Here is a 25,500-nt window from a genome sequence, read left to right as displayed (position 1 = left end):
CATGTGTGCACCCCGGCGCCGCATGTCCGACGGATTCGATGGGTGATTTTCAGCGATGAGCACCGTACGGTTCCAGCGTCGTCCACGTCGGGAGATGCCCCGCTCACCCGGCGGCGAGGTGACCCTCCAGCCGCCGCCGGAGATCCCCCGGGCGGTTCCGGCCAATCTCTTCTCGAAGCTCATGCCCGTGGTGATGGGTGTCGGCATGCTCGGCATGGTCGCGTTGATGATCACCTCCGGCAGCGGCATCGCGACCAATCCGATGAGCCTCATGTTTCCGATGATGATGGTGTTTTCCATGGTCGGGATGTATGCGGGGCAGGGCGGCAAGGGGCAGAAGGCGGCCGAGGCGAACGAGGACCGCAAGGATTATCTGCGCTATCTCGATCAGGTCCGCCGGGATGTGGAGGACACCGCCGGGCAGCAGCGGGCGGCGGTGGAGTGGAGTCATCCCGAGCCCGGGCTGATCTGGATGCTGGCGGGGACCACGCGCATGTGGGAGCGCCGGCCCGGCGACAAGGACTTCTGCCACGCCCGCATCGGGCTCGGTAGCCAGAGGCTTGCTACAAGACTGGTCGCCCCGGAAACCGGTCCCGTCGAGGAGCTCGAACCCATCGCCGCGGTCTCCCTGCGGCGGTTCGTGCGCACCCACTCCACCGTGCCGGATCTGCCCACCGCCATCGCCGTCAAGGGCTTCGCCGCGGTCCAGCTCACCGGCGATCGGGCCCAGGCCCGCGAGATGACCCGGGCCATGCTGCTGCAACTGGCCATGTTCCAGGGGCCCGACCAGGTCCTGATCGCGGTGGTCTGCGGACCCGACACCGCCCGCGAATGGGAGTGGACCAAGTGGCTGCCGCACACCCAGCACCCGGACTCCCAGGACGGGGTGGGCAGCGGGCGCATGGTGTACGGATCCATCCGGGAGGCGCACGCCGACCTGAATCCGTTGCTGTACAACCGGGTTCGCTACTCCCGCACTCAGCCGCCCAATCCGAACCTGACCCAGATCGTGCTGGTGGTGGACGGCGGACTGCTCGAAGCCGACGAAGATCCCCTGCGGGAGACCGGGTTCGAGGGCGTCACCGTCATCGACCTGTGCGGGTACGCGCCGCGGCTGGCCGTCTCCCGGGGCATCGGGTTGGTGGTGGAGAACGGGGAGTGCGCCGGGCGCGGTGCGGCCGGGGTGATGGAACGCTTCGCGGTCATCGACCGTATTACGGCCAAGGAGGCCGAGCAGGCGGCGCGGCGGCTCGCGCCGTACCGGGCCGCCGCCCAGCGGACCGCCGAGACCGGCGGCGATGAGGGCGAGGTCATTTCGAGCTGGTCGCAGCTGCTGAGCCTGGGCGATATCGGGGCCTTCACCCCCGAGACCGCGTGGAAGCCGCGCTACGGCCGGGAGCGGTTGCGGGTGCCCTTCGGGGTCGGGGCCGACGGGCTGCCGGTGGTGCTCGATATCAAGGAGGCGGCCGAGGCCGGTATGGGCCCGCACGGGCTGTGCATCGGCGCGACCGGCTCCGGTAAGTCGGAATTCCTTCGGACGCTGGTGCTTTCGTTTATCGCCACGCACTCGCCGGATCAGCTCAACTTCGTGCTGGTGGACTTCAAGGGCGGTGCCACCTTCCTCGGGCTGGAGGGCGTCGCGCACGTCGCGGCCATCATTACCAACCTGGAGGAAGAGGCCGACCTGGTCGACCGCATGCGCGACGCCCTGGCCGGTGAGATGAACCGCCGTCAGGAACTGCTGCGCGCCGCGGGCAATTTCGCCAATGTCTCCGAATACGAGAAGGCGCGCGCGGCGGGCGCGGACCTGGACCCCATGCCCGCACTGTTCGTGGTGCTCGACGAGTTCTCCGAATTGCTGTCGCAACACCCGGATTTCGCCGAGCTGTTCACCATGATCGGCCGTCTGGGGCGTTCGCTGCACGTGCATCTGCTGCTGGCCTCGCAGCGGCTGGAGGAGGGACGGCTCAAAGGGCTGGAGAGCCACTTGTCCTATCGGATCGGTCTGAAGACGTTCTCCGCCAATGAATCCCGGCAGGTGCTGGGGGTGCCGGACGCCTACAACCTGCCCAACAATCCCGGTGGCGGCTATCTGAAATCGGATTCGAGGGAGATCCAGCGGTTCCAGTCCGCGTACGTCTCCGGAGCCTATGCGGGCGGCGGGTCCTACCGGGAGGTCACGGTCACCTCCCAATCGGTCGAGATCGACTCGAGCGCACGCCCGTTCACGGCCGGGCACGTGGAGTTCCGTGCCGCCGACCGGATTCCGGTGCCCGAGCTGCCCGAACTGATCGAGGAGCCGGTGGACACCGACCAGGTCTCCAATCTCCAGATGCTGGTATCGCGGGTGCGCGGGCACGGCCGTCCCGCCCACGAGATCTGGTTGCCGCCGCTCGGGGAAGCCCCGACCCTGGACGAACTGCTGCCGCGCTCGATCCTGACCGGCGACTGGAATCCCCTTGCGGCGCTGCGGGCTCCGATCGGCATCGTGGACCGGCCCTACGATCAGCGCCGCGATCCCATGGTGGTGGACCTGTCGGGTTCCCGCGGCAATGCGGCCGTGGTCGGTGGTCCGCAGTCGGGCAAGTCGACCGCGCTGCGCTCGCTGGTCATGGCGATGTCGTTGACGCACACCGCCGAACAGGTGCAGTTCTACCTGCTGGACTTCGGTGGCGGCACCATGGTCGGCCTGGAAGGGCTGCCGCACGTGGGGGCGGTCGCCAGCCGCATGGAAGAGGACACCGTGCGCCGCACCGTGGCCGAGATGGTGGGCATCGTGCGCCGCCGCGAGGCCGAGTTCCGAAGGCTCGGTGTGGAATCCATGGCCGAGTTCCGGCGGCTGCGCGCCACTGACGGGGCCGACAGCATCGCCGCGGGTGTGCGCGAGGATCCGTTCGGCGACGTGTTCCTGGTGATCGACGGCTACGGCGCGTTTCGGCAGGAGTTCGAGATCCTGGAACAGACGGTGATGAACCTTGCGGTGCAGGGCCTTTCGTACGGCGTGCACGTGGTCATGTCGCTGAACCGGTGGGCCGAGGCGCGGCCCGCGCTCAAGGACCAGATCGGCACCCGCATCGAACTGCGGCTCGGCGATCCCATGGACTCCGATCTGGGCCGCAAGTTCGCGGCTCTGGTGCCCATGGGCCGCCCCGGTCGCGGCATGACCGCCGACGGGCTGCACATGCTGACCGCGCTGCCCCGGGTGGACGGCAGCTCGGATCCCGCCAGCTTGGGAACCGGTGTGGCGGAGTCGGTTTCGGCCATCGCCCGATTCACCCCCGGACGCCCGGCACCGGCCGTGCGTATGCTGCCCGAGCGGCTGCCGCGAGAAGAACTGCTGCGCATGGCAGGTGACTGGCCGTCGCAGGTGGACCGGTCCCAGGCGTGTCTGCGGTTCCCGCTCGGCATCAACGAATCCCAGCTGGCCCCGGTCACTCTGGACCTGGCCGCCAGCCAGCACTTCGTCATCATCGGCGATTCCGAATGCGGCAAGACCACGGTGCTGCGCTCGCTGGTCCAATCCATCTGCGCGGCCAACACTCCCGACCAGGCCCGTATAATCATGGGCGACTACCGCCGCACCATGCTGGGCACCGTCCCGCAGGGCTACCTCGCCGGCTACGGCACCACCGCGCCCCAGTTCACCCAGCACATGGCAGACCTGGCCGCCTACGTCACCCAGCGCATGCCCGGCCCCGACGTCACCCCGCAGCAGCTCAAGGACCGTTCCTGGTGGCGCGGCCCCGAGCTCTACGTCATCGTCGACGACTACGACCTGGTCGCCAATGCCAGCGGCAACCCGCTGCACGCCCTCGTAGACCATCTGGCCCACGCCCGCGACCTCGGATTCCATGTCATCCTGGCCCGCCGCTCGGGCGGCGCGGGCCGCGCCATGTACGAGGCCACCCTCAACCGCCTCAAGGAACTCAACTCCGCGTCCCTGATCATGAGCTGCAGCCGCGACGAGGGCGTCCTCTTCGGCAACACCCGCCCGTCCCTCATGCCCCCGGGCCGCGGCACCTACGGCACCCGCGCGGGCGAGGAACTCATCCAAACCGGCTGGCTGCCCCCGGCCGAGCTGTAGAAATGCGTTGGGCCCCGGCAACAGTGCCGGGGCCGCTCGCTATGAAGTTCTTCGTATCCCGGCGTGACCACTGATTTCGTGCCGACCGGGGTAACTCACCGGGTACGTCCAAAATAGGTTCGGCACCCAACCGGCGGCACGGATGCGAGACTGTTGGCGGCACTTAGCCGCCCGCTGAAGTCCCGGGGAGGCGGATCAGAACAGGCCCGCGAGAGCCGTGTCCTTGGCCTGGAGTTCGGCATTGCCGGTGTGGACCAGCTTGGCCGCGCCATTGAGGGTGGTGTTGAGCTGGATGACGTGCTGGTTCCACATGCGCTGGAGGTCGGCGAACGCCTCGTTGGCGTCACCCTTCCAGTTGTTCTGGACGAACTCCTCGACGCTGCGGTGGAACGCCTCGAGCTGGTCGCGAATGGTCTCCGCGCGGCGGATGATCGAATTCGCGCCGTCGGCGACGCCTTCGAAATGGGCGGAGATGATCTGGCCGTCTGCTGCTGCCATGGTGAATTCCTTTGCCAAGTGTCCGAAAAAAGGGAGGGCCGGGCCGGTCAGACGGCCGGGAGGTCGAGGCTCGAGATCTGCGCGTTGACCTTGGACTGGTAGTCCTTGTCGTGCTCCTCGTAGTTGGAGCCGACCTTGATCAGGTTCTCGGCGGTGTGCATCAACTTGTCGTTGAGCTTGTCGGCCTGGAAGTAGTAACGCTGCATGAAAGCGTTGAAGGCGTCGGCCGCGCCGCCACGCCACTTGGAACCGGCCACCATGCTGTCCTCATCGCGCTTGAGATCGGCGATGGCGTGCATCAGCATGTCGTGGGTCTTCTGGAACTCCTGGGCCTTGGCCTGGATGAGATCATTACTGGCTTCGAATGCACCGGCCACGGTGCCTCCTTTCGATTCGCGGGCGGACGACCCGTTCGCAAGATTGGACGCAGGTCACGCACCCGCGGTTCCACCCCTGGTTCAGCTATTCGTCAGCACACTATCCAAGGATCGGTACCCCTGACCAGTGCTGACGTCGAACGGGTGACATCCTCCACGCGAGAGGAAGCTCACAAACGCACTACCAGGTGCTATTCGCCAACAATGCGTACTGGGCGGCCGCCCGCTGCTGGGTGTCGAGAATCTGGTCGGACTCCACCACGGCGGCGTAGCCGCGGTAGCTGAGGACACACCGGTAGCGCTTGTTGCCGCCGCCCTGGCTCTGGTTCTGGAGCTCGCCGCAGTTCGCCCCCGGAATTCCGGCCGGTTTGTCCGCGACGGCCGAATAGCCGTGTTCGAGAATCGCGGCGGACAGCCGCCGGGCCGCGTCCGCGTCGCGGGTGCGGAAGAGCATGCTGACACCGGAGAAGGCCATGCCCGAGGTGGAGAAACGTTCGACACCGGCATCGGTGACGAGCCGTCGCCAGAAATTCTGATCGGTCACCCGGTGCAGGAATCCACGCGGGTCCGCGACGGCCTGGGAGGCGAAGTCGGGCTGGAAACTGGTGTCGAAATTCAGAGTCCGCCGCAACATGGCATTCGCGTCGTACGGCAGCCGCAGGACGCCCTCGCGATCCAATGGCGGCAGGGAATCCAGCAGCGGCACTTGGGCTTTGTAGACCGACGCCACCAGCGCCGTCAATTGCGACGGCTCCGGATCCTTTCCGCCCACGAACATATCGACGACATAACTGCCGTGGGCCATGGTCGAACCGATACTGGCCACACCGGGACGCCAATGGGTATGGGCGTCGGGGTAATCCGGCACCGGCACCCGCTGATTCCGGTCCGGGGCCACCGCGAAATCGGCCTCGTCCAATTCCGCGGCCGCCTTCGACGCGGCTGCGGCATCGGGGAACTGCATGACCGTGACCGTCGTGAACGCGCTGTCGGCCGGGGGCTTGCCCGACCTGTCGGGCTGTTTCTCGCTGTGTCCTACCGAGAATCCGAACATCATCCGGTTGGCCTCCAGCACCGGCGCGGTGGCCTTGGCCAGGACGGTGGTGGCCCGGTCGGTATCGAGGAACGGCACCGCGCCGGTCCCGTAGCCGAACTTCGGATCGATATCGGTCCCGTTCACCACGTGATCGCCCAGCCGCTGCAGGGCCAGATTGAAGCCGTTGCCCATGGATGGGGAATAGAGGTAGCGCTCGTCCAGCGGCACGGTCGGATAGTTGCCGATATCCAGTGCGCGGACGTCGATCTCGCCCGGCCGGGCCGAACCTTCGACGCTCGACCCGCAGCCCGCGATGGCCGCGGTTGTGATCGCCAGCAGCGCGGTCGCTCGAATCCGGTGTGACAGTGTCATTGTCGTTCTCTCCCGATCAGTGCGCGTTGACCAGCCGGGCATACTGGGCCGAGATCCGCTGCTGCGCGTCGAGTAGCTGACTGGCCGCCACTTCCGCGGCATAGCGGTCGTGGCGGACGTAGCAGTAGTAGGGCAGTGACATCGGCACCGGCCCGGTGTACTTGCGGCACTGGGCATTCGGCAGATTCGCCGGTGGGTCGACGGCACGGAAGGTGCGCGAGGTCTCGGCGCGGGCGGCGACGATGGCGGCCGCACCAGCGGCGTCGCGGGCGCGGAAAACCGCCCCGCCGTTGTAGCCGACCCGGTCGACCCCGGCCCGCTCGAACAGGGCCGCCATCTCCTCGCCGGGGAAGAGTTGCAGGCCGCCGTGTCCGTCGTAGACGCCGGGCACGCCGCGCTCGGATCGGTCATCCTGCACCGTGGGCAGGGTGCGGCCCAGGACACCGTCCAGATCCACGGGCTGTTCGCTCAGCCGGTCCGGCGCGGTGGCGGGGAACTTGGCGAGGGCGGGCGGTATGACGTCCAGGGCGCGCTTGACGCGGGCGGTGAGCTTGGCGGGATCGCTGACGCCGGTCTCGGCCATCACGTTGTCCCAGACGTAGGTGAGAATGACGAATTTGCCGGTGGCGTACCAGGATCGGACCGAGGCATCGAAGCCGAGCTGAGTATCGAGGTACGCGAAGGCATTCGGATGGCCCTCGATGGTCAGGGGCCGACTGCCGGGAGCCGCGTCGAAATCCGCCTGTCCCAGTGCGGGGGCGGCGGCACCGGCGGCAGCGTCGTCGGTGAAGAGCAACACCAGGTTCTCGAACTCGTAGGACAGGTTCGGTGTCGGATCGGAGGAGCCCGTCGTCACGAACCCCGCGACGAAGCCCGGGGCGGCCGCGGTCAGCGTGTCGGCATCGGCCTTGGTGCGCAATTTCATTGCGCCCGAACCGAAATCGATGAAGGGCCGGATGGCGGCGCTCACTGCCGGAGCCGCATACTTGATCTCCGGGTTCACTTCGGACGGCAGCGGAATGTAATTGGCGAGCCGCTCGGCTTCCACCGCCTTGCCCAGTTCCGGCGATCCGGCCCTGTCGTAGATCTTCGGCTGGGTGGGCAGATTGCCGGTGTCGAGCTTGCCCAGGTCGATGGTCGGTTCCGCGGCCATGGTCGGGCCCGGTGACGAGTCCGAACCGCAGGCGGCGGTCGTCACCACCGCGATCGCCAGCGTGGCCGCCATGGCCGCGCGCCGCACCGTGCGCATGCTTCCCCTCCCGTCAGCAAACAACCGGGCAACACCCTAACGGTTACCAGGTGCTGTTCGCCATGAGCGCGTACTGGGCGGCCGCCCGCTGGTAGACGTCCGCGAGCTGGTCCGAATCCACCGTCGCGACATGGCGGCGATAGACGATCGCGCAGCGGTACCGCTTCTTGTCGTGGAGGCTGTCGGCCGTGCCCTCACCGCATCGGGTGCCGGGCACCCGGCTCGCCGGGGGCTCGACAGGTCCGGGGAAGGCGGGCTCCAGGATCGTCGACCAGAGCTTGCGGGCGGCCTCCGGATCGCCGGCGCGGAACAGCATGGTCGACCCCAGGTAGGCCGGGCCGCTCAGGGCGAAACGATCGACGCCGCTGTCCGACAGCACCTGCCGCCAGTGCTCCTGATCGGTGACCCGGCCCAGGAATCCGCGTGCGCCGGAAGTGAATTCGTTCTGGTAGTCGGGCATCGGAAAGTCCTCGGTGTTCAGCGCCTGGTGCAGCATCCCGTCGGGATCCGATTTCATGCGCAGGATCCCCTCGCGGTCCAGCGGTTTCAGCGCATCCAGCAGCGGCAGCTGGGCGTCGTAGACCTTGCGGGTGAGGTCCGTCAGCTGTGCGAGGTCCGGATCCTTGACCCCGACCAGGGTGTTGACGACATAGCTGCCGTGGGCCAGGAACGGCGGGCTCGATCTCGGGCGGCAGCGGGAGATAGTTGGCCAGCCGCTCGGCCTCCAGGATCCTGGCCTGGTCGAGGTCGACGGCGGTGCCGAACGGTTTGGGCCGGGTTTGCAGATTGCCGGTGTCCAACCGGGACAGATCGATGGCGGGTTCGGTCGGCTGGACCGGACCGGGCGTGTCGGAGCCGCAGGCGGTGCTGCCCGCAATCGCGACCGCGGTTGCCGCGCAGACGGCCGCGCGCACGAGCTTGCTCATGGTTCCCCCCGTCCGGAAAACGAACGATCGTGCGTAACCCTACTTGATCTGCTTCTGGAGGGCCGGGACCAGCTTGGCGACCAGGGTCTGAGTGGAGTCCTGGGTCCAGCTGCGCACGGCGGTCACCGCGGCGGCGTCGTCGACGGGGATGACGATGCCGCGTGAGCTGGAGAGCTCACTCGGCAGGCCGAGCAGGCCGCCGCCGCCGGCCTTCTCATCGCTGCGCACCGCGATGATGTAGGAGCCGTCGGGCACCTTGAGCGAGCCGTAGCCCTCGGCGGGCCGGGGCGAGGTCTCGTCCACGGAGCCCTGGTACTGGGTGTTGTAGACGAATCCGAGGCTCTCCAGGAATTTCGCCTGCGGACTGCCCGCCAGGTAGATGCTGTATTTGGTGTTGAACTGCGCGCCCGTGACATCGACCATGGTGACCGTCTTGCCCTGGAAGGCGGGATTGTCCTTGCGCGCCTTGTCCACCGGGCTCAGGCCGGGGTCGGCCGCCGTGGAAGTCGTTGCGGCGTGGTCGTTCCCGCCGCCGCCGGTGGTCGCGATGCCGATGCCGACCGCCAGCGCCACCGCCACCACGGCCGCGCCGACACCCGCGTAGAGCCGGTTGCGATTGCGTGGCGGCCGGACCTGCTCGGTGAGCTCGGTCGCGGAAACCGGTATCCCGCCCTGGGTTTCGCCGCCGAGCGGACCGGGCCGAGCCACCTGGATCGGATAGGTGGGCGAGGTGCTGGTGACCGGGTGGTATCCGGGCACCAGCGCGGCCGTCGCCGCCTCGGTGAACTCGCGGCACGAGTTGTAGCGCTCCGCCGGGTTCTTCGCCATGACCCGGGCGAACACCTGGTCCAGCGCGGCGGGCAGCTGCGGGTCGACGTCGGTGGCCCGCGGCGGCGGCTCGTGCAGGTGGCCCATCATGACCAGTGCCGGCTGCGTTGCCGGATAAGGGTTCCGGCCGGTCAGCAGCTTGAAGAAGGCGCAGCCGAGGCTGTAGATGTCGGCGCGGTGATCCAGCGGCTGGCCGGACAGCTGCTCCGGCGGCGCGTAGGCGATGGTGGCCACGAAGCTGCCGGTCTGGGTGAGCTCGGTGGTGTCCTCGGTGGACTTGGCGACGCCGAAGTCGGCCAGCAGGGCGCGCTCCTCCTCGCCGTCGGCGCTGGAGAGCAGGAAGTTGGCGGGCTTCACATCGCGGTGCAGCAGGCCCCGGCGGTGCGCGTAGTCCAGGCCGCGCCCGATCTGGGTGACGATCGACAGCGCGCGCAGTGGGGGCACCGCGGCCGGATCGCGCTTGAGCTCGGCCGAGGCGTCGGTGCCCTCGACATACTGCATGGCGATCCACAGCTGCCCGTTCTCCTCGCCGCGATTGTGCACGGCGACGATATTCGGGTGGTCCATGCCCGCAACCACATTCGCCTCGCGCTCGAAGCGACCCCGGAACTCCTCATTGCGGGTCAGATCGACCGAGAGCACCTTGAGCGCGTCCATGCGCGGCAGCTGCGGATGTTTGGCCAGGTACACGGTGCCCATGCCGCCCGAGCCCAGCACGCGCACGATCCGGTATCCACCGACGATGGTGCCGGGACTCATCGGCATAGACAGGACTCCTGGACAGTTCGCTGGGGCAGCCGTGCATGCCGGAGCATACTGGACCGTTTCGGCCTCGGCGGGGCCCGAACTCGGCGGCCACGTAACCTGGTCGGTGTGCTGAACATCCCGAGCCGCGTAGTCCACGGGGGCCGGTTCCTGTGATGGATCGGCAGGTCGAGGTCGTCGCGGGTGACCATGTGCTGAGCCGGGTGGCGGGGGCGGTCATTCTGGTGGCGCATCGGGAGCGGGGGAAGCTCACGCCCGATTCGCGGGCCGTGGTGGCGGCGCGGGCGCTGGGGGAGCTGGTGGCCGATGCCACCGATCTGGCTCCGGAGGGGCCCGGGCGGCTGGTCGCGCGGCAGGCCACCCGGTGGCTGATGAAGGAGGCCGAGCAGATCTCGCCCGGGGAACCCGTCGAGTTCGGGATTCTGTGTGCGGCCGATACCGGTGGTCTGGCCATCTTCCTGCACGGATCGGTGACGGCCGTGCTGGCCGGATCCGTGGTCGAGTACTACCGGGGCAGCGACGCCGCGTTCACCGTGGACCGGGTGGCCGAATCGCCCGCGCGGGCCGCGGCCCTGTTCATCGACGAGAACCGGCGGCGGCCGCCGGAGCTGCCCGCGCGCGGAATCGGCTCCCTCATCGAGGGACTCGCCCCGGCGGCGGGCGCGGTGCTGTGGTTCGAGGGCGAGCCGCCGGTCGCGCGGCGGCCGGTGCGCGCGGTCGTGGCGCGGCGGCGGGTGGAGCCGCCACCGCCGACCGCGGCCTTCGACGCCGAACGCGATCCGGAACCGATGTCCCTGGATCCCAACCTGATTCCGACGCGCACCTCCAATCGGATTCCGGCGAGCCTGGATCCGGACTTCGCGGCCACCGCATCCACCGGCGCGGCCGCCGTCCCGGGTGACCCGGAGCTCACGGCCGACACCGAGGGCCTGAACCTGCATCACGCGCCCACCGAGACCGCCGGGCCGAGCGAGACGAGCGGCACCAACCCCGCCCCCAAGCCCGACCCGGATCTGCAGCGACGGCTGGAGCAGACCGCCAAGGCCAACGCCCTCACCGTGAAGGTGCTCGGATTCAAGTGCGCGCGTGCGCATCCCAGCGACCCGCGCGCCGCGTTCTGCACCGTGTGCGGCATGCCGGTGGATCAGACCCAGCACGTCGCCGAGGTGATCCGCCCGCCGCTGGGCATGCTCGTCCTCGACGACGGCATGACCTACATGGTGGCCGCCGACGCCCTGGTCGGCCGCGACCCCGAACCCGCCGCGGCCGCCACCGAGGGCCTGGTGCCGCTGCGCATCGACGACAACTCCGGCGGCATGTCCCGCGTGCACGCCGAAATCCGCCTGGTCAATTGGGATATCACCCTCATGGACCACGGCTCGACGAACGGCACCCGGGTCCGCCCGCCGGGCTACCGGGATTGGATTCGGCTGCAACCGAATCAGCCTTTCACCCTGGTCACCGGCACCGAGATCATGCTCGGCAACCGGGTTCTGCGCCTCGAGCCGGTCGCCCCGCCGCCGTTCGGCTGAAGGTGGTTCGTACCCGGGGCGACTACGGATTTCGGGCCGTGAGGGTAACTCCCCGGGGACGGCCGGAATCGGTTCGGCACCCAGCCGGTGGCACGGATGCAGTGCTGTTCACGGCACTCGGCTGTCCGCTGAAGGCGCGGAGAGGCGGTCAGGCGTACCTCGAATAGCAGGTGTCGGTGCTGCCGAGGACGCCCGCGCGGAACGCGTCCACGCGGGAGAAGCCGCTGGGGACGGTTTTGCCGTCGGTGTCACTCGCGGCCAGGCCGTCGGAGAGCAGGCCCGAGACGGCCTCGTCGAGATCGCCCGCGGACAGGGAGATGTCGCCCTGGGCCTTGGTGCGGCTGGGGTCGGCCAGCTTCGCGGAGATCACGCCCGACAGGCAGGCGGCGCGCAGTCCGGTCTTCGCGCCCTTCAACGCCTCGCCCGCGGAGTGCTGGACCGCCAGGGTGTAGCGGGAGATGAAGACGATGTAGGCGGTGAAATCGCCGGTCACATTGGCGGGCAGGGCGTCCTGGTCGTCGGCATTGGAGACCCCGCGCTCGTGCAGCGCCGGGACGTCGGTGCCGATCAGGTTGGTGGCGGGGCAGTAGGTGACCGGGGCGGTGTCGGCGCCGTTGCGGCAGTTCAGCTTCGCGGAATCGTAGCTGTACTTGGGCTCGTTCGGGATCGGCATGATCGCGGCCATGGCCTTGGCCAGTTCTTGCAGGGTGGACTGATTCACCTCGGACTGACCCTTCTGCGCGTCGTTGCCGAGGGTCTGCGGCAGATTGCCGCGGCGGTGGTCGATCTCGTTCTGGTCGATGGCCTTGCAGCCCTTGGGGCCGTCGGTGAAACCGATCTGCACCGCGGTCACCCGCTCGAACGCCGAACCGTGCACGTTCTGCGGATCGTCGGGATCGGCGTCGCGGAAGGCGACGGTCGCGGCCAGCACCTGATTCAGGCCGTCGGAGGTGTTGATGGTGAAGTGTTTCGCCTTGCCCTCGGCCACATTCCGGATGAACGCGCCCGCGAAGCAGTCGGCCTGCTGCTCCTTGACGATGGTCGGGGTGCGGCGGCCCACGATCTTGGCCAGCTCCTGGATGGCGTGCCCGTATTCGTGGGCCATCACCATCACCACCGACATCTGCCCGAACTCGTCGGCCACCGCGGGCAGCAGCACGCCGCGATCCCAGCCGATCGAACCGTCCAGGCGGCAGTAGCCCGCATTGACGAGCCGGTAGCTGGACTCCCCGCAGAACTGACCGGCCTGCGAGCGCGGCGTCTTGGCGCTCCAGGAGATGAACTTGTTGCCGGGGGCGAAGGCGCCGCCGAACTCCTTGGGGTACTCGGCCTGCCAATAGGTCTGGATATCGTCCAGCGCGTTCAAAACCAGCCGGTCGATTTTTCCGCCGTCGGTATCCTGCGCCGTCAGCGCCGCATCCGGGACGCCCGCGCGCGGACCGTTGGGCCCGCTGGTGGTGGGCAGACCGGCCACCTTGAACGGGTCGTCATAGATGGAAACGGCATGGCCGTGAACAGTTCGTGTACATCCGGACAAGAGCGCGACCGCGACGGTGAGCACACCGACCACCACGGCCATGCGGCGAATCCTCACGGACGGGCGCGTTCGGACCGCCTCCCCCCGCCATCTCGCCACGTGTACTCCCTCGCCGGCAGATCGATTCTCTACCCCGGTATCGGACGGGTGGCCAAGAAGCGCAACGCCGGACTCCGGGGGCTTCGCTTATCATCCCACCATGTCTTCACCGGGGGCGCAGCAGATCACCGTGCGTCATGATGGAACCGAACGGGTCTTCGACGCGACCCAGCAGATCACCATGGGCCGGGCGCCGGAGGTGACGCTGTTCGTCGACCGTCCGCTGGTCTCACGGGTGCACGCGACCCTCAGCTTCGAGACCGGGTCGTGGATGCTCACCGACAATGGCAGCACCAATGGCGTTTTCGTGGATGCCCGGCGGCTGACCACGCCGCTGGTCATCAGCCGGCCCACCCAGGTGCGCCTGGGCGACGCCATCAGCGGGCCGCTGCTGCACCTGCTGCCGCAGGCCGCCCGCAGCGGTGGCTCCGCGCCACAGTCGCAGCCGCGGCACGGCATGGTGCCGCCGCCGAACCGGCCACAGGGCGGGCAGCCGCAGCCGGTGCAGCAGGCCCAGCAGCCGCCGGTGCAGTCGCCGTTCGCGCAGCAGCGGCCGCCGGTGAATCAGCCGGCGCCGCGGCCGAATCCGCAGCCCGGCTGGCCGCAGCCCAATGCGGCCCAGGCCAATCCGAACCTGGCCCAGCCGAACCCGAACCCGGCGCAGCGGCCGAATCTCAATCGCCCGATCTCGGGTCCGCAACGCCAGCAGCCGAATCCGGCTCACCAGCAGCCGAATCCCTTGCAGCAGCGGCAGGCTCCGCCGGTCGGCACCCCGCCGACCCCGAATGTGCCGCGCCCGCCGGTGAATACGCCGCCGCCCGGCGGTGGCGACGCCATCAACATGACCACCAAGGCCGACACCTCGGCGCTGCCGCCGATCCGGGCCCGCGCTTCCACCGCGGCCATCGCGCGCGCCGACCGGATTCCGCGCGGCGGCCTGCACCTCGGCCGTACCAGCGACAACGAGATCGTGGTCAACGACCCGATGGCCTCGCGCCGGCACGCCCGCCTGGTGCCGGACCGGCAGGGCCTGGCCATCGAGGACCTGAACTCCGCCAACGGCACCTTCGTCAACGGCCGCCGCGAACAGCGGGCGCTGCTGCGCGAACGCGACATCATCACCATCGGTAACGTCGACTTCGTCGTGCAGGAAGGCACGCTGGTGCGCCGCCAGCGGCCGGTCGCCGAACAGGGCCTGCACGTGCACGGCGTCGGATTCACCGTCGAGGGCAACAAGCAGCTGCTGGTCGACGTGAACATGCAGGCCGGGCGCGGCTCGCTGACCGCCATGATCGGCCCGTCCGGCGCGGGCAAGTCCACGCTGTCCAAACTCATTGCCGGAACGACGAATCCGACCGTGGGCGTGGTCACCTTCGAGGGCCGCAACCTGCACGCCGAGTACGACGCGCTGCGCTCCCGCATCGGCATGGTGCCTCAGGACGATGTGCTGCACCGGCAGCTCACCGTCAAGCAGGCGCTCAACTTCGCCGCCCAGCTGCGCCTGCCCCCGGACACCAGCAAGGCCGACCGCAAGCAGGTCATCGCCGATGTGCTGAAGGAACTTTCGCTCACCCAGCACGCCGACACCCGCGTGGACCGGCTCTCCGGCGGTCAGCGCAAGCGCGCCTCGGTGGCCATGGAGCTGCTCACCGGCCCCTCGCTGCTCATCCTGGACGAGCCCACCTCGGGCCTGGACCCGGCGCTGGATCGCCAGGTCATGACCATGCTGCGGGAGCTGGCCGACGCCGGGCGCACGGTCATCGTGGTCACGCACTCGGTGGCCTGCCTGGACATGTGCGATCAGGTGCTGCTGCTCGCGCCCGGCGGCAAGACCGCCTTCTGCGGGCACCCGGGCAGCGTCGGGCACGTGATGGGCACCAGCGACTGGGCCGAGATCTTCGGCCGTGTCGCCGACGACCCGGACCGGGCCTTCGCGAATTTCCGCTCCCGCCAGGCGTTCGCGGAGCCGCCCGCGCCGGTGCAGGCGGTGGAACGGGCCAAGGCGCCGAAATCGAGCCCGTTCAAACAGTTCTCGACGCTGTCACGGCGGCAGTTGCGGCTCATCTTCGCCGACCGCGGCTATCTGGCGTTCCTCGGCATCCTGCCGTTCGTACTGGCCGGGCTGTCGCTGGTGGTGCCGGGTAAGAACGGGTTCGAATCGGTCGGGTTCGTACAGGCGCCCGACGGCAGCTTCATCCGCGCCAACAACGGTGAGGCACAGCAGCTGCTGGTGGTGCTCATTCTGGGCGCGTGCTTCCTGGGCGTCGCGCTCACGGTGCGTGACCTGGTCGGCGAGCGAGCCATCTACTATCGGGAACGCGCGGTCGGATTGCGTTCCGGCGCATACCTGATGTCCAAGATCTCGGTCTTCAGCCTCGCGGCGATGCTGCAGTCGGCGGTCATGATCGCCATCGTGCTGGCGGTGAAGAAGCCGCCGAGCAAGGGTTCGGTGATTCCGTCCGGGCCCGTGGAGCTCTACCTCGACGTGGCGCTCACCGCGGTCTGCTGCGTGGTGGTCGGCCTGGCGCTCTCGGCGCTGGCCAGGTCCAACGAGCAGGTGATGCCGCTGCTGGTGGTGATCATCATGACGCAGCTGGTGATGGCGGGCGGCCTGATCCCGGTGACGGGTCGTGCTGTGCTGGACCAGGTCTCGTGGCTGTTCCCGTCGCGTTGGGGCTATTCAGCCGGCGCGTCCACGGTCAATCTGCCCGAGCTTTCGGCTTCGGACGCGGCGCAGAAGGATCATTTCTGGAAGCACACCGTGGCCGCGTGGTCGCTGGATATGGGCGTGCTCGTCCTGATCTTGGTGCTGCTCTCCCTGTTCACCTGGTCGCGGCTGCGCTTGAAGAAGTCGGCGGCGTGATCGGGGATTCGCGCAGGCCGGGGGTGCGAAGTATGAATCGGTCGCGCACGCGGCGGAGCGAGCAGGCAGACTGATGACTGTGACGGCTCGAGTCGGTGCAGTGCATCTGGGCTGGGACGTGGTGTCGGTGGCCGCCGGTGGCGGCGGCTCGGCCATTCGCCCGGTCCAGGTTGAAAGCACCTATACGCCACCCGCGTACCTGCTGGCGGATTCGTCCGGGCGGCTGCACACCGCCGGGGTGGACCGGCGGCCCGATGTCGGCATCGCCATCTCGGATGTGCGCGACATCATCGGGCACCCGCAGATCGTGGTGGCCGGGGCGACCTGGCCTGCCGAACTGGTGTTCCGCGCGCGCATGCACAATCCGCTGGCGGCCATCGTGGAACACCTCGGCGCCCAGCCCGACGTGGTCGCGCTGCCCTTTCCCGACGAATGGCCCGACCCCAAGGTCGACGAATTCGTGCGCCTGGTCGAGCAACTCGGCGTGCCCGCCGAACCGCTGCCCGAATCGGTGGCGCTCTCCGGCTATGTGCGCGCCCTGGGCCTGGTCCGCGCGCCCGGCCGCGGTCCGGGCGTGGGCGCGGTCGGCGTTTACTCCGATGGCCGCGAATGCCTGGTCGTCGCCGTCCACGGCAATGACGACGAGCCCACCGAATCGGTCAGCGTCGCCATCACCGCCGAGGCCCTGCACGAGGCGCGCGCCGCCGACAATGTGGTCATCGAGGTGATGGCCGCGGCCCGCGCCATCAATGCCGACACCTCGACGGTGCTGCTCACCGGCAATGTCTGCTTCAACGATGCCCTGCGCCTGGCCTTCCAGAACCACCTCGGCCACCGCTTCCAGGTCGCCGACCACCCCATGCACGCCCTGGTCCTCGGCGCGACCCACCTGCTGGTCGCCGACAGTGAGGGCGATCCGGCCTACGACCGCCCGCAGCAGGCGTCCGCCGCGGCGGAATCGAGCCCGGCGGAACAGGATTCGCGCGATGCCGACGCGGCCGCGGGGCCCGACCCGCGTCCGGTCGAACAGGGTCCGCGACACGTGCCGGGTGCTCCGGCCGCCGGGCAGCCGAGTACCCCGGCCGCCGGGCAGCCGAGTACCCCGGCCGCCGGGCAGCCGATGCAGCGCCAGCCCGAGCCGCTGGCCCAGCAGCCGGAATTGATCCCCCGGCACATGGATTCACCGCCCGATTCCGCCCCACGGCGGACCGGCGCGGGACCCGCGACCGGCGCGCAGCCGGTAATCGATCCGGCCGCCGCGCACATCGCGGGTTCGGAGGGGCAGACACAGCGCATCACTGCGGCGGAGGCCGCCGCCTTCGCGGCCGGGGAGCAGCAGCGCTCGACCGGGACGGGTTCGCAGCCGGTGGTCGATCCGGCCGCCGGGGGACTCACGCAGCGACTCGGCGGGCAGGACGCCGCCGCTCAGCGCGGGCAGGGCTCGACCCCGGCCGCTGCGGCGGCCGCGGCCACCGGGCCGGGCGGGATGACCCAGCGGATGACCGCCGAGGAGATCGCGCGGTTGGCGGCGCAGGCGGGCATCTCGGTTACCGCCCAGGCGGAGATCTTCGCGCACGGGCGGCACGAGGCTCCGGCTGCCGGTCAGCAGGTCGGTGGTGAGGCGGGACAGCGGGTTTCGCGTGAGGCTGCCGACGCTGCGGGTAGCGGCGCGCAGTCGTCGGGGGCGGGACGGGGGACGTTGCCGGTCGGTCTGGAAGGCGTGGGCGGACGGTTCATGCGGCCGCCCGGGTCGCCCGCCGATGATCAGATGACCGTCGTCGTGGGCCCCGAACAGGGCGGTGCCGGGTCCGCACCGCAGGGTTACGGCCAGCCGGGTGCGTCCGCTGGTTCGGGTTCCGCGGGCGCGCAACCGGGTTCGCAGGGCGGGCCGGGTTCCGCTGGTGCGCAATCGGGTTCGCAGGCTGGTCAGTGCGGTTCCGGTGGATACGGGCCGGGTGGTCCGTCGACCGGTAGCGGTTATGCCCCGGTGACGGGACAGCCGGGCGGCTACGGCCAAGCCGGTCAGTCCGGCGGTGGCTATGGTCAGGCCGGTGGTTACGGCCAGGCCGGTGGGCAGTCCGCCGGTGGGTACGGGCAGGCGGGCGGTGGCTACGGGCCGGGTGGTTCCTATGGCGCGTCCGGTCAATCCGGGCCCGGCGCAGGCGGTTCCGGTTACCCGGGCGGGCAGGGCTACGGTCCGGCAAACACGCCGGGATCCGACCCGGGTGCGCAGGGCGGTTCCGGGCCGTACGGTCCGGGCGGCGCGCAGCCGGGTGCGGGTGGGCAGTATGGCCAGGCCGGGGGATACGGCGCGGCCGGTGGCTACCCGCAGCAGGGCGGCTACGGCCAGGGTGGTCATGGCGCTCAGGGCGCGGCCGGTGGCTATGGGCCCGAGGGGGATACGTCCGGTTCGGGTCGCGGGAGTTTTGCTGGATCCGGCGGAAACGCTCCTGGTCAGCCCGGCGCGATGTACGGTGGGTCGATGTCCACGGGGGCGCGCCAGTCGAATCCGCAATCACCGGAAGATGCCGCAGGGCAGCCGGATTCGGAATCCGGCTCGGAGGGCGATCGTAAGCAGCGCAAGGGCAAGCTCTGGGGCAAGATGCGCAAGCCGTTCGGCGCGCCCATCATCGTCGGTGCGGCCGCCCTGTCGGTCATGGGCGTGCACGCCGATCATGCGGCGCGCGACAACGCGATTTCGGTGCCGGACACTGTGATTCAGCTGCCCGACACCGCGATCCGAACGGGCGCGGGCACCGTCGGTCAGCTCGGCGTGAGCACTGCGCACCCGGTCGGTGAGTCCTGCGCCGTGACCCCGCAGGTCTCCGGTGTTCCGCACCTGGGCATCGCCACCGTGGGCGATCCGAAGGACCTGGACTGCCTACGCTTCGGCATCGACACGCTGCGCTACACCCTGCCGGGCCCGGTCCGCGGCGTCGATCCCGGTCCGCCCCTGCACATCTGACCCGTCCGGGTCCTCCGGCTCGCGCTGCAACCAGCTCGCGGTGACCAGCATTTCGATCCGGGAGACCCGGGGCGCGGGCCCGGTGTGGCCGGTCAGCGCCCAGGCTCGTTCGACGGTGAGCCGCAGCAGCCGCCGGGCCGCGTAGAACAGCAGCGCGGCCAGCGGCAGCTCACCGGCGATCGCCGAGAGCACCGCGAACCACAGCTCCGGGGTGTTCCAGTTCAGCGCGATATCGAACCAGGCATCGCAGACGAGCAGGGTTCCGGTGATCATGGCCCAGGGGATGAAGATCTGCCGTCGCCGCCACGCGGTCCACGCGGTCATCCCGATCGCCCCGGCCAGTGCGAAGTCGAAGCCCACCCAGGCGATATCCCACTGATCCACCTGGCGCTCGGACGGCAGGCTGACCGACAGGTACACGATCCACGGGATCAGGAACACCAGACTCCCGGTTACCACGGTCAGCAGAATCCGGCGCATCGCGGCCGGACGCGGATGATAGGCCGGAATGCTGATCGCCATAGTCGATACAATGTCCGTACCGGAGGTTGCTATTCCGCTTATAGGGTGATGCAACTCACTTGATTCGAATTCTGCGTGACAACTGATTTCGTGCCGTGGCGGGTAACTCGCCGGGTAGGTCCAAAATCGGTTCGACACCCGGCCGCCGACGCGGATGCGCGACTGGCGGCGGCACTCGGTCCCCCGTTGAAGGCGCGGGGAGGCGGGGGAGTAAGGTGCTCGGTTGGCGTGCGGTACGGCCGGGCAACCGGTTGTCGCGCGAGCCCCGGGTCTCCGCCAGGCCGCCGGGATCAGCTCGACCACACGCTTGGCTGGCAACACCTACGACAGACAAGGGATGCACTGTGCCTACGTACAGCCCCAAGGGCGGTGACGTGACCCGCAAGTGGTACGTCATCGACGCCACTGACGTAGTGCTCGGCCGTCTTTCCGTGCAGGCTGCGAACCTGCTGCGCGGCAAGACCAAGCCGACCTACGCGCCGAACGTCGATGGTGGCGATTTCGTCATCATCATCAACGCCGACAAGGTCGCCGTCTCGGGCAACAAGCGCGACGACAAGGTCCTCTACACCCACTCCGGTCACCCGGGTGGTCTGAAGGGCCGTACCGTGGGCCAGATCCTGGACACCCGCCCCGACCGTCTGGTCGAGCGTGCCGTCAAGGGCATGATCCCGAAGAACAAGCTGGGCAACCAGATCATTCGCAAGCTGAAGGTCTACGCGGGCCCGAACCACCCGCACGCGGCCCAGCAGCCCATCCCCTTCGAGATCAAGCAGGTGGCCCAGTGACCGCTCCTGAGGAATTCAACGACGACTACGTCGTCGAGGACACCGCCGTCGAGGTCGTCGAGGAGGGTGGCGGTTACGAGGCCGAGGCCGAGTACACCTCCTACACCCCCGCCCCGGTCGTCATCGACCGCCCGGTGCAGACCGTCGGCCGCCGCAAGGAGGCCGTGGTCCGCGTGCGCCTGGTGCCGGGTTCCGGCAACTTCGTGCTGAACGGCCGCACCATCGAGGATTACTTCCCGAACAAGGTGCACCAGCAGCTGGTCAAGTCCCCGCTCGTCACCGTCGAGCGCACCGAGACCTTCGACGTGCACGCCCGCCTGGTCGGCGGCGGCCCGTCCGGTCAGGCCGGCGCCCTGCGCCTCGCCATCGCGCGTGCCCTCATCGAGGTCACCCCGGATGACCGTCCCGCCCTCAAGCGTGCCGGCTTCCTGACCCGTGACCCGCGTGCCACCGAGCGCAAGAAGTACGGCCTCAAGAAGGCCCGCAAGGCGCCTCAGTACTCGAAGCGCTGATCACTGCAGCAAGCACTGCGCGCCGTACGGCTCTACCGTGCCCGGCCTTTTCGGAGGCCGGGCACGGTACCGTCTATACGGCAACCTGTACGAGAGCAGGCTCCCCGCAACGGTTTTCGGACTGGCTGGGCGCCTGCTCTCGTGCTGTATCGACCAATAGACAGCAGGGGTGTTGAGGTAATGGGACGTTTGTTCGGCACCGATGGTGTGCGTGGGCTCGCCAATGAATCGCTGAGTCCGGAACTGGCGCTGAAGGTTTCATCGGCCGCGGCGCAGGTTCTCAGCCGGGGGAAGAAGCGCGCGCTGGCTGTCGTCGGGCGCGATCCGCGCGCCAGCGGCGAGATGCTGGAGGCCGCCGTCACCGCGGGCCTGACCGCCGCGGGCGTGGACGTGCTGTCGGTCGGCGTGCTGCCGACGCCCGCCGTCGCGTACCTGACCGCCCTCTACGATGCCTGCCTGGGCGTCATGATCTCCGCCTCGCACAACCCCATGCCGGACAACGGCATCAAGATCTTCGCCGCGGGCGGGCACAAGCTGGACGACGCCATCGAGGACCGCATCGAGGCGCTCATCGACGACGGCTCGTTCACCCGGCCCACCGGTGCCGCCATCGGGCGCGTACTCGGAGGGCCCGGACTGGGCGGGCACGTCTTCGACGTTCACGACCGATACAGCATCGAGGGCACCCACGAGCGCTATGTCGAGCACCTGGTCCAGGCCACCGGGCGGGATCTGCGCGGGCTCACCGTGGTCGTGGACTGCGCGCACGGTGCGGCTTCCGAGGTCGGCCCCACCGCCTACCGCGAGGCCGGTGCGACGGTCATCGCCATCAATGCCGAACCCGACGGCCTGAACATCAACGACGGCTGTGGCTCGACGCATCTGGAGCAGATCCAGCGCGCCGTCCGGGAGCACAACGCGGACCTGGGCCTGGCCCACGACGGTGACGCCGACCGCTGCCTGGCCGTGGACGCCACCGGCGCGGTGGTCGACGGCGACGCCATCATGGCGGTCCTCGCCGTGGCCATGCGCGACTCCGGCGAGCTGGCCGCGAACACCCTGGTCGCGACCGTCATGAGCAACCTCGGCCTGCACATCGCCATGCGCGGGGCCGGAATCACCATGCGCACCACCGCCGTCGGCGACCGCTACGTCCTCGAGGACCTGCGCGCGGGCGGCTACACCCTGGGCGGCGAACAGTCCGGCCACGTGGTCTTCCCGAAGTTCGGCACCACCGGTGATGGCGTACTGACCGGTCTGAAGCTGATGGCCCGCATGGCCGAAACCGGCCGATCCCTGGCGGAACTGGCGGGCATCGTGCAGACCGTCCCGCAGGTGCTGATCAACGTTCCCGTCTCCGACAAGGCGGCCGTCGCCGTCGCCGCGCCCGTGCTGGAAGCAGTCGCGGAGTCCGAGCGCCTGCTCGGGGATACCGGTCGAATCCTCCTGCGCCCCAGCGGAACCGAACAGCTTGTCCGGGTCATGGTCGAAGCCACCGATCCCACCCAGGCGCAACACCTCGCCGACAATCTCGCCAAGCTGGTGGCTGCGGTCTGACGGGACCTCTATTCGTCATCCCTGCCCGCCCGTGCCCGGGATCTGCTCACGCACAGTGGATTCCGGCCGGGAGCACGTCGGACGCGCGGCCGGGTGAGGAGGCCGCGGTCCGGTGCTCAGGCGGCGCCGAGGCGGGTGATCGCCTCCCGCAGTGTCGAATCCTTCTTGCAATAGGCGAAGCGCACCAGCGTGTTCCACGTCGGGCGGGTGGACAGGGCGGCGACCGGGATTGCCGCCACGCCGAGTCGGGCGGGTAGCTCGCGGCAGAAGGCGGTACCGTCCGAGCCGACGTCGGCGCACACGAAATAGCCGCCCGCGCTGCGCTTCACGCCGAATCCGAGATCACGCAGCGCGTTCGACAGCATCAGGTACTTGCCGTGCAGCGCCGTGCGATTGGCCGCGGCCCAATCCAGTTCCCGCTCCAGCGCGTACGCGATGGCGGGCTGGAACGGGGCCGGGGACACGAAGGTCAGATATTGCTTCGCCGCGTGCACCGCGTCGATCAGCCGCTGGGGGCCGAGCGCCCAGCCGATGCGCCATCCCGTGACATTGAAGGTCTTGGCGGGGGCCGACACCACGATCGTGCGCTGCCGCATGCCGGGCAGCGAGGCGATCGAGCCATGCGGGAGATCGTCGAACACGAGGTGTTCGTAGACCTCGTCGGAAATCGCCAGAAGGTCGTGCTCTCGGGCCAATGCGGCGATCGTGCGCAGATCTTCGTCGCTCAGCAGTGAACCGGTCGGATTGTGTGGCGAGTTCAGCACCAGCACGCGCGTGCGCGGCGTGATCGTCCGGCGGAGTTCGTCGAGATCCAGGGTGAAGCCGTCGCCGTCGGACACCATCGCCACGGTGCGCGCCGTGGCACCGGCCAGGGCGACCGCCGCCGGGTACGAGTCGTAGAACGGCTCGATCAGGATCACCTCACCGCCCGGTTCCACCAGCCCGAGCATGGCGGCGGTCAGCGCCTCGGTGGCGCCCGAGGTGACAACCACCTCCGTTGCCGCGTCGTACTTTTCGCCCAGGTGGCGGGCGCGCTCCGCGACTATGGCGGCCCGCAGTTCCGGCTGCCCTTTCGACGAGGTGTAGTGGTTCACGCCGGTTGCGATGGACTCGCGGGCGCGATCGAGCATGGCGCGCGGGCCCTCGTAGTCGGGGAAGCCCTGGCCGAGGTCGATCGCGCCGTGCGTCACCGCCAGCTGGGAAATCTCCCCGAATATCGAAGTGCTGTAAGGGCGGAGCCGTTTGACGAGCATGGTGCGTTAGAGCGTTTCCTCGAGTTTGCCGTCGGTGATGTGCCAGCGGCGGGTGGCCCGGACATTGTCCAGCATGCGGCGGTCGTGTGTCACCAGAAGCACTGTGCCCTCGAAGGATTCGACGGCCTGTTCCAGCTTTTCGATGGCGGGCAGGTCCAGGTGGTTGGTGGGTTCGTCGAGGACGAGCAGGTTCACGCCGCGGGCCTGGAGCAGGGCCAGGGCCGCGCGGGTGCGCTCGCCGGGGGAGAGGGTGTCGTTGGGGCGCAGCACATGTGGGCCGCGCAGGCCGAACTTGGCGAGCAGGGTGCGGACGTCGGCTTCGTTCCAGTCGGGGACCTCGGCGCTGAAAGTGTCGGCGAGGGTGGCGGTGCCGCGGCACAGGCCGCGGGCCTGGTCGACCTCGCCGATGGCCACGCCCGAGCCGAGGGCGGCGGAACCGGTGTCCGGCTTCGTCTTTCCCAGCAGCAGCGCCAGCAGGGTGGACTTGCCCGCGCCGTTCGCGCCGGTCAGGACGATGCGGTCGCCCCAGTCGACCTGTACGGTCACCGGGCCGAGGGTGAAGTCGCCGCGGCCGACGGTGGCGGCGGACAGGGTGGCCACCACCGATCCGCTGCGGGGTGCCGCGGCAATGGACATGCGCAGCTCCCACTCCTTGCGCGGCTCCTCCACCGCGTCCAGGCGTTCGATGCGCTTGAGGGTCTGCTTGACCTTGGACGCCTGCTTCTCGGTGGCCTCCGCGCGGGCCTTGCGGCCCATCTTGTCGGAGTCCTGCTTGGACTTGCGACGGGCATTGCGGACACCGTGTTCCATCCAGTTGCGCTGCATATTCGCGCGCGCTTCCAAGCCGGACTTGGTGTCGGCGTACTCGTCGTAGGCCTCGCGGGCGTGGCGGCGGGCGATCTCCCGCTCCTCCAGGTAGGACTCGTAGCCGCCGTCGTAGACGCCGACCTGCTGCTGGGCCAGATCCAGTTCCACGATGCGATTCACGGTGCGCGCCAGGAACTCCCGGTCGTGGCTGATCACCATGAGGGGTTCGCGGAGGCCGGTCACGAACTGCTCCAGGCGGGCCAGGCCGTCCAGGTCGAGATCGTTGGTGGGCTCGTCGAGCAGCAGGATGTCGAAGCGGGACAACAGGACCGAGGCCAGTCCGGCGCGGGCGGCCTGGCCGCCGGAGAGCACGGTCATGGGGGTGTCCAGGCCCTGCGGGAGGCTCTCGGCCAGGCCCAGATCGGCGGCCACCTCCTCGGCGCGCTGCTCCAGGTCCGCGCCGCCGAGGGCGAGCCAGCGCTCCAGGGCGGGGGAGTACTCGTCTTCGCCGCCATCGGCGAGGCGCTCGGCGGCGGCGTCCATGGTGTGCTGGGCGGCGGCCACGCCGGTTCGGCGGCGCAGGCATTCGAGCACGGTCTCCCCGGCCATGCGCGCGGGTTCCTGGGCCAGATAGCCGACGGTGGCGTCGGGCGGGCTGAGCACGATCTCGCCCTCGGGGGCGTCGCCGTCGGCGAGCATGCGCAGCAGGGTGGATTTCCCGGCCCCGTTCACGCCGACCAGGCCGATCACCTCGCCGGGGGCGAGGATCAGGTCGAGGTCGGCGAACAGGATCCGCTCGCCGTGTCCGGCGGCCAGGCCGCGCGCATGCAGAGTGGTGCTCACCAGGGGGATTCTGCCGTGCTCAGGGTGCCACCCTGATTCCGGCCCTGCCGAAAGTCAGGGTAGGAATGGGGCGTAGGACCGATGTGC

17 protein-coding genes and 1 pseudogene are annotated in these 25,500 nt (G+C 69.2%); 7 read left to right on the top strand and 11 right to left on the bottom strand.

Annotation, left to right across the window (positions count from 1 at the left end):
- The first annotated feature begins 55 nt into the window (after positions 1 to 55).
- Positions 56 to 4,084, top strand: coding sequence for a type VII secretion protein EccC (locus NS2_RS04935; protein WP_033085990.1), 4,029 nt, complete (start codon positions 56 to 58; stop codon positions 4,082 to 4,084).
- A gap of 195 nt (positions 4,085 to 4,279) precedes the next feature.
- Here the strand turns inward: NS2_RS04935 and NS2_RS04930 are convergent, their stop codons facing one another.
- From NS2_RS04930 to NS2_RS04905, 7 genes and pseudogenes are all read right to left on the bottom strand, one after another.
- Positions 4,280 to 4,582, bottom strand: coding sequence for a WXG100 family type VII secretion target (locus NS2_RS04930; protein WP_033086050.1), 303 nt, complete (start codon positions 4,580 to 4,582; stop codon positions 4,280 to 4,282).
- Positions 4,583 to 4,629: 47 nt separating this feature from the next.
- On the bottom strand, positions 4,630 to 4,959 hold the full coding sequence (locus NS2_RS04925) for a WXG100 family type VII secretion target (protein ID WP_033085991.1): 330 nt from the start codon (positions 4,957 to 4,959) through the stop codon (positions 4,630 to 4,632).
- Positions 4,960 to 5,140: 181 nt separating this feature from the next.
- The gene (locus NS2_RS04920) at positions 5,141 to 6,367 is read right to left on the bottom strand and encodes a DUF7373 family lipoprotein (protein WP_033085992.1); all 1,227 of its coding nucleotides are present in this window, start codon (positions 6,365 to 6,367) and stop codon (positions 5,141 to 5,143) included.
- Between the two features lie 16 nt (positions 6,368 to 6,383).
- Positions 6,384 to 7,616 (bottom strand): DUF7373 family lipoprotein, encoded by a 1,233-nt coding sequence (locus tag NS2_RS04915; RefSeq protein WP_033085993.1) that lies wholly within the window; start codon positions 7,614 to 7,616, stop codon positions 6,384 to 6,386.
- Positions 7,617 to 7,659: 43 nt separating this feature from the next.
- Positions 7,660 to 8,133, bottom strand: a complete 474-nt coding sequence (locus tag NS2_RS04910) for a DUF7373 family lipoprotein (protein ID WP_033085994.1) — start codon at positions 8,131 to 8,133, stop codon at positions 7,660 to 7,662.
- Positions 8,134 to 8,145: 12 nt separating this feature from the next.
- A pseudogene (locus NS2_RS38705) lies at positions 8,146 to 8,493 on the bottom strand (DUF7373 family lipoprotein); the annotation flags it as partial.
- An 88-nt stretch (positions 8,494 to 8,581) separates the two neighbouring features.
- A complete protein-coding gene (locus NS2_RS04905) occupies positions 8,582 to 10,135 on the bottom strand; it encodes a serine/threonine-protein kinase (RefSeq protein WP_071344624.1) in 1,554 nt (517 codons plus the stop codon).
- Positions 10,136 to 10,290: 155 nt separating this feature from the next.
- Here NS2_RS04905 and NS2_RS04900 point away from each other — a divergent pair, with 155 nt between their 5' ends.
- A complete protein-coding gene (locus tag NS2_RS04900) occupies positions 10,291 to 11,667 on the top strand; it encodes an FHA domain-containing protein (RefSeq protein WP_033085996.1) in 1,377 nt (458 codons plus the stop codon).
- Positions 11,668 to 11,815: 148 nt separating this feature from the next.
- On the opposite strand, the gene NS2_RS04895 is transcribed toward NS2_RS04900, so the two are convergent.
- A complete protein-coding gene (locus NS2_RS04895) occupies positions 11,816 to 13,246 on the bottom strand; it encodes a neutral zinc metallopeptidase (RefSeq protein WP_033085997.1) in 1,431 nt (476 codons plus the stop codon).
- A 157-nt stretch (positions 13,247 to 13,403) separates the two neighbouring features.
- Here NS2_RS04895 and NS2_RS04890 point away from each other — a divergent pair, with 157 nt between their 5' ends.
- Complete coding sequence (locus NS2_RS04890; protein WP_033085998.1) at positions 13,404 to 16,166, top strand: ATP-binding cassette domain-containing protein; 2,763 nt, start codon at positions 13,404 to 13,406, stop codon at positions 16,164 to 16,166.
- 79 nt (positions 16,167 to 16,245) lie between these two features.
- Complete coding sequence (locus tag NS2_RS37140; protein ID WP_235263940.1) at positions 16,246 to 19,131, top strand: hypothetical protein; 2,886 nt, start codon at positions 16,246 to 16,248, stop codon at positions 19,129 to 19,131.
- Here the strand turns inward: NS2_RS37140 and NS2_RS04880 are convergent.
- Positions 19,048 to 19,653: a hypothetical protein gene (locus tag NS2_RS04880; protein WP_052086019.1), complete on the bottom strand. Its 606-nt coding sequence runs from the start codon at positions 19,651 to 19,653 to the stop codon at positions 19,048 to 19,050. The genes NS2_RS37140 and NS2_RS04880 overlap by 84 nt on opposite strands.
- 344 nt (positions 19,654 to 19,997) lie before the next feature.
- Here NS2_RS04880 and rplM point away from each other — a divergent pair, with 344 nt between their 5' ends.
- The 3 genes from rplM to glmM all read left to right on the top strand — a co-directional run bounded on the left by rplM (position 19,998) and on the right by glmM (position 22,510).
- Positions 19,998 to 20,441, top strand: a complete 444-nt coding sequence (gene rplM, locus NS2_RS04875) for a 50S ribosomal protein L13 (RefSeq protein ID WP_033086000.1) — start codon at positions 19,998 to 20,000, stop codon at positions 20,439 to 20,441.
- On the top strand, positions 20,438 to 20,953 hold the full coding sequence (rpsI, locus tag NS2_RS04870; RefSeq protein WP_033086001.1) for a 30S ribosomal protein S9: 516 nt from the start codon (positions 20,438 to 20,440) through the stop codon (positions 20,951 to 20,953). The genes rplM and rpsI overlap by 4 nt, the downstream gene beginning before the upstream one ends.
- Positions 20,954 to 21,133: 180 nt before the next feature.
- Positions 21,134 to 22,510: a phosphoglucosamine mutase gene (glmM, locus tag NS2_RS04865; RefSeq protein ID WP_033086002.1), complete on the top strand. Its 1,377-nt coding sequence runs from the start codon at positions 21,134 to 21,136 to the stop codon at positions 22,508 to 22,510.
- Positions 22,511 to 22,626: 116 nt separating this feature from the next.
- Here glmM and NS2_RS04860 read toward each other — a convergent pair whose 3' ends face one another.
- Positions 22,627 to 23,763 (bottom strand): aminotransferase class I/II-fold pyridoxal phosphate-dependent enzyme, encoded by a 1,137-nt coding sequence (locus NS2_RS04860; RefSeq protein ID WP_147207086.1) that lies wholly within the window; start codon positions 23,761 to 23,763, stop codon positions 22,627 to 22,629.
- A 6-nt stretch (positions 23,764 to 23,769) separates the two neighbouring features.
- A complete protein-coding gene (locus tag NS2_RS04855; protein ID WP_033086004.1) occupies positions 23,770 to 25,413 on the bottom strand; it encodes an ABC-F family ATP-binding cassette domain-containing protein in 1,644 nt (547 codons plus the stop codon).
- Positions 25,414 to 25,500 lie beyond the last annotated feature (87 nt).

Origin of the sequence: Nocardia seriolae NBRC 15557, assembly GCF_007990715.1 — a bacterium.
In the GTDB taxonomy this organism is placed as follows: Bacteria; Actinomycetota; Actinomycetes; order Mycobacteriales; family Mycobacteriaceae; genus Nocardia; species Nocardia seriolae.
This window is presented reverse-complemented; position numbering and strand designations above follow the sequence as displayed.

Excerpts from the sequence above, each read along its gene's own strand:
- NS2_RS04935 (WP_033085990.1), top strand. The coding sequence starts at position 56 with ATGAGCACCGTACGGTTCCAGCGTCGTCCACGTCGGGAGATGCCCCGC.
- NS2_RS04930 (WP_033086050.1), bottom strand. The coding sequence starts at position 4,582 with ATGGCAGCAGCAGACGGCCAGATCATCTCCGCCCATTTCGAAGGCGTC.
- NS2_RS04920 (WP_033085992.1), bottom strand. The coding sequence starts at position 6,367 with ATGACACTGTCACACCGGATTCGAGCGACCGCGCTGCTGGCGATCACA.
- NS2_RS04915 (WP_033085993.1), bottom strand. The coding sequence starts at position 7,616 with ATGCGCACGGTGCGGCGCGCGGCCATGGCGGCCACGCTGGCGATCGCG.
- NS2_RS04910 (WP_033085994.1), bottom strand. The coding sequence starts at position 8,133 with ATGAAATCGGATCCCGACGGGATGCTGCACCAGGCGCTGAACACCGAG.
- NS2_RS04905 (WP_071344624.1), bottom strand. The coding sequence starts at position 10,135 with ATGCCGATGAGTCCCGGCACCATCGTCGGTGGATACCGGATCGTGCGC.
- NS2_RS04900 (WP_033085996.1), top strand. The coding sequence starts at position 10,291 with ATGGATCGGCAGGTCGAGGTCGTCGCGGGTGACCATGTGCTGAGCCGG.
- NS2_RS04895 (WP_033085997.1), bottom strand. The coding sequence starts at position 13,246 with ATGGCCGTGGTGGTCGGTGTGCTCACCGTCGCGGTCGCGCTCTTGTCC.
- NS2_RS04890 (WP_033085998.1), top strand. The coding sequence starts at position 13,404 with ATGTCTTCACCGGGGGCGCAGCAGATCACCGTGCGTCATGATGGAACC.
- NS2_RS04880 (WP_052086019.1), bottom strand. The coding sequence starts at position 19,653 with ATGGCGATCAGCATTCCGGCCTATCATCCGCGTCCGGCCGCGATGCGC.
- glmM (WP_033086002.1), top strand. The coding sequence starts at position 21,134 with ATGGGACGTTTGTTCGGCACCGATGGTGTGCGTGGGCTCGCCAATGAA.
- NS2_RS04860 (WP_147207086.1), bottom strand. The coding sequence starts at position 23,763 with ATGCTCGTCAAACGGCTCCGCCCTTACAGCACTTCGATATTCGGGGAG.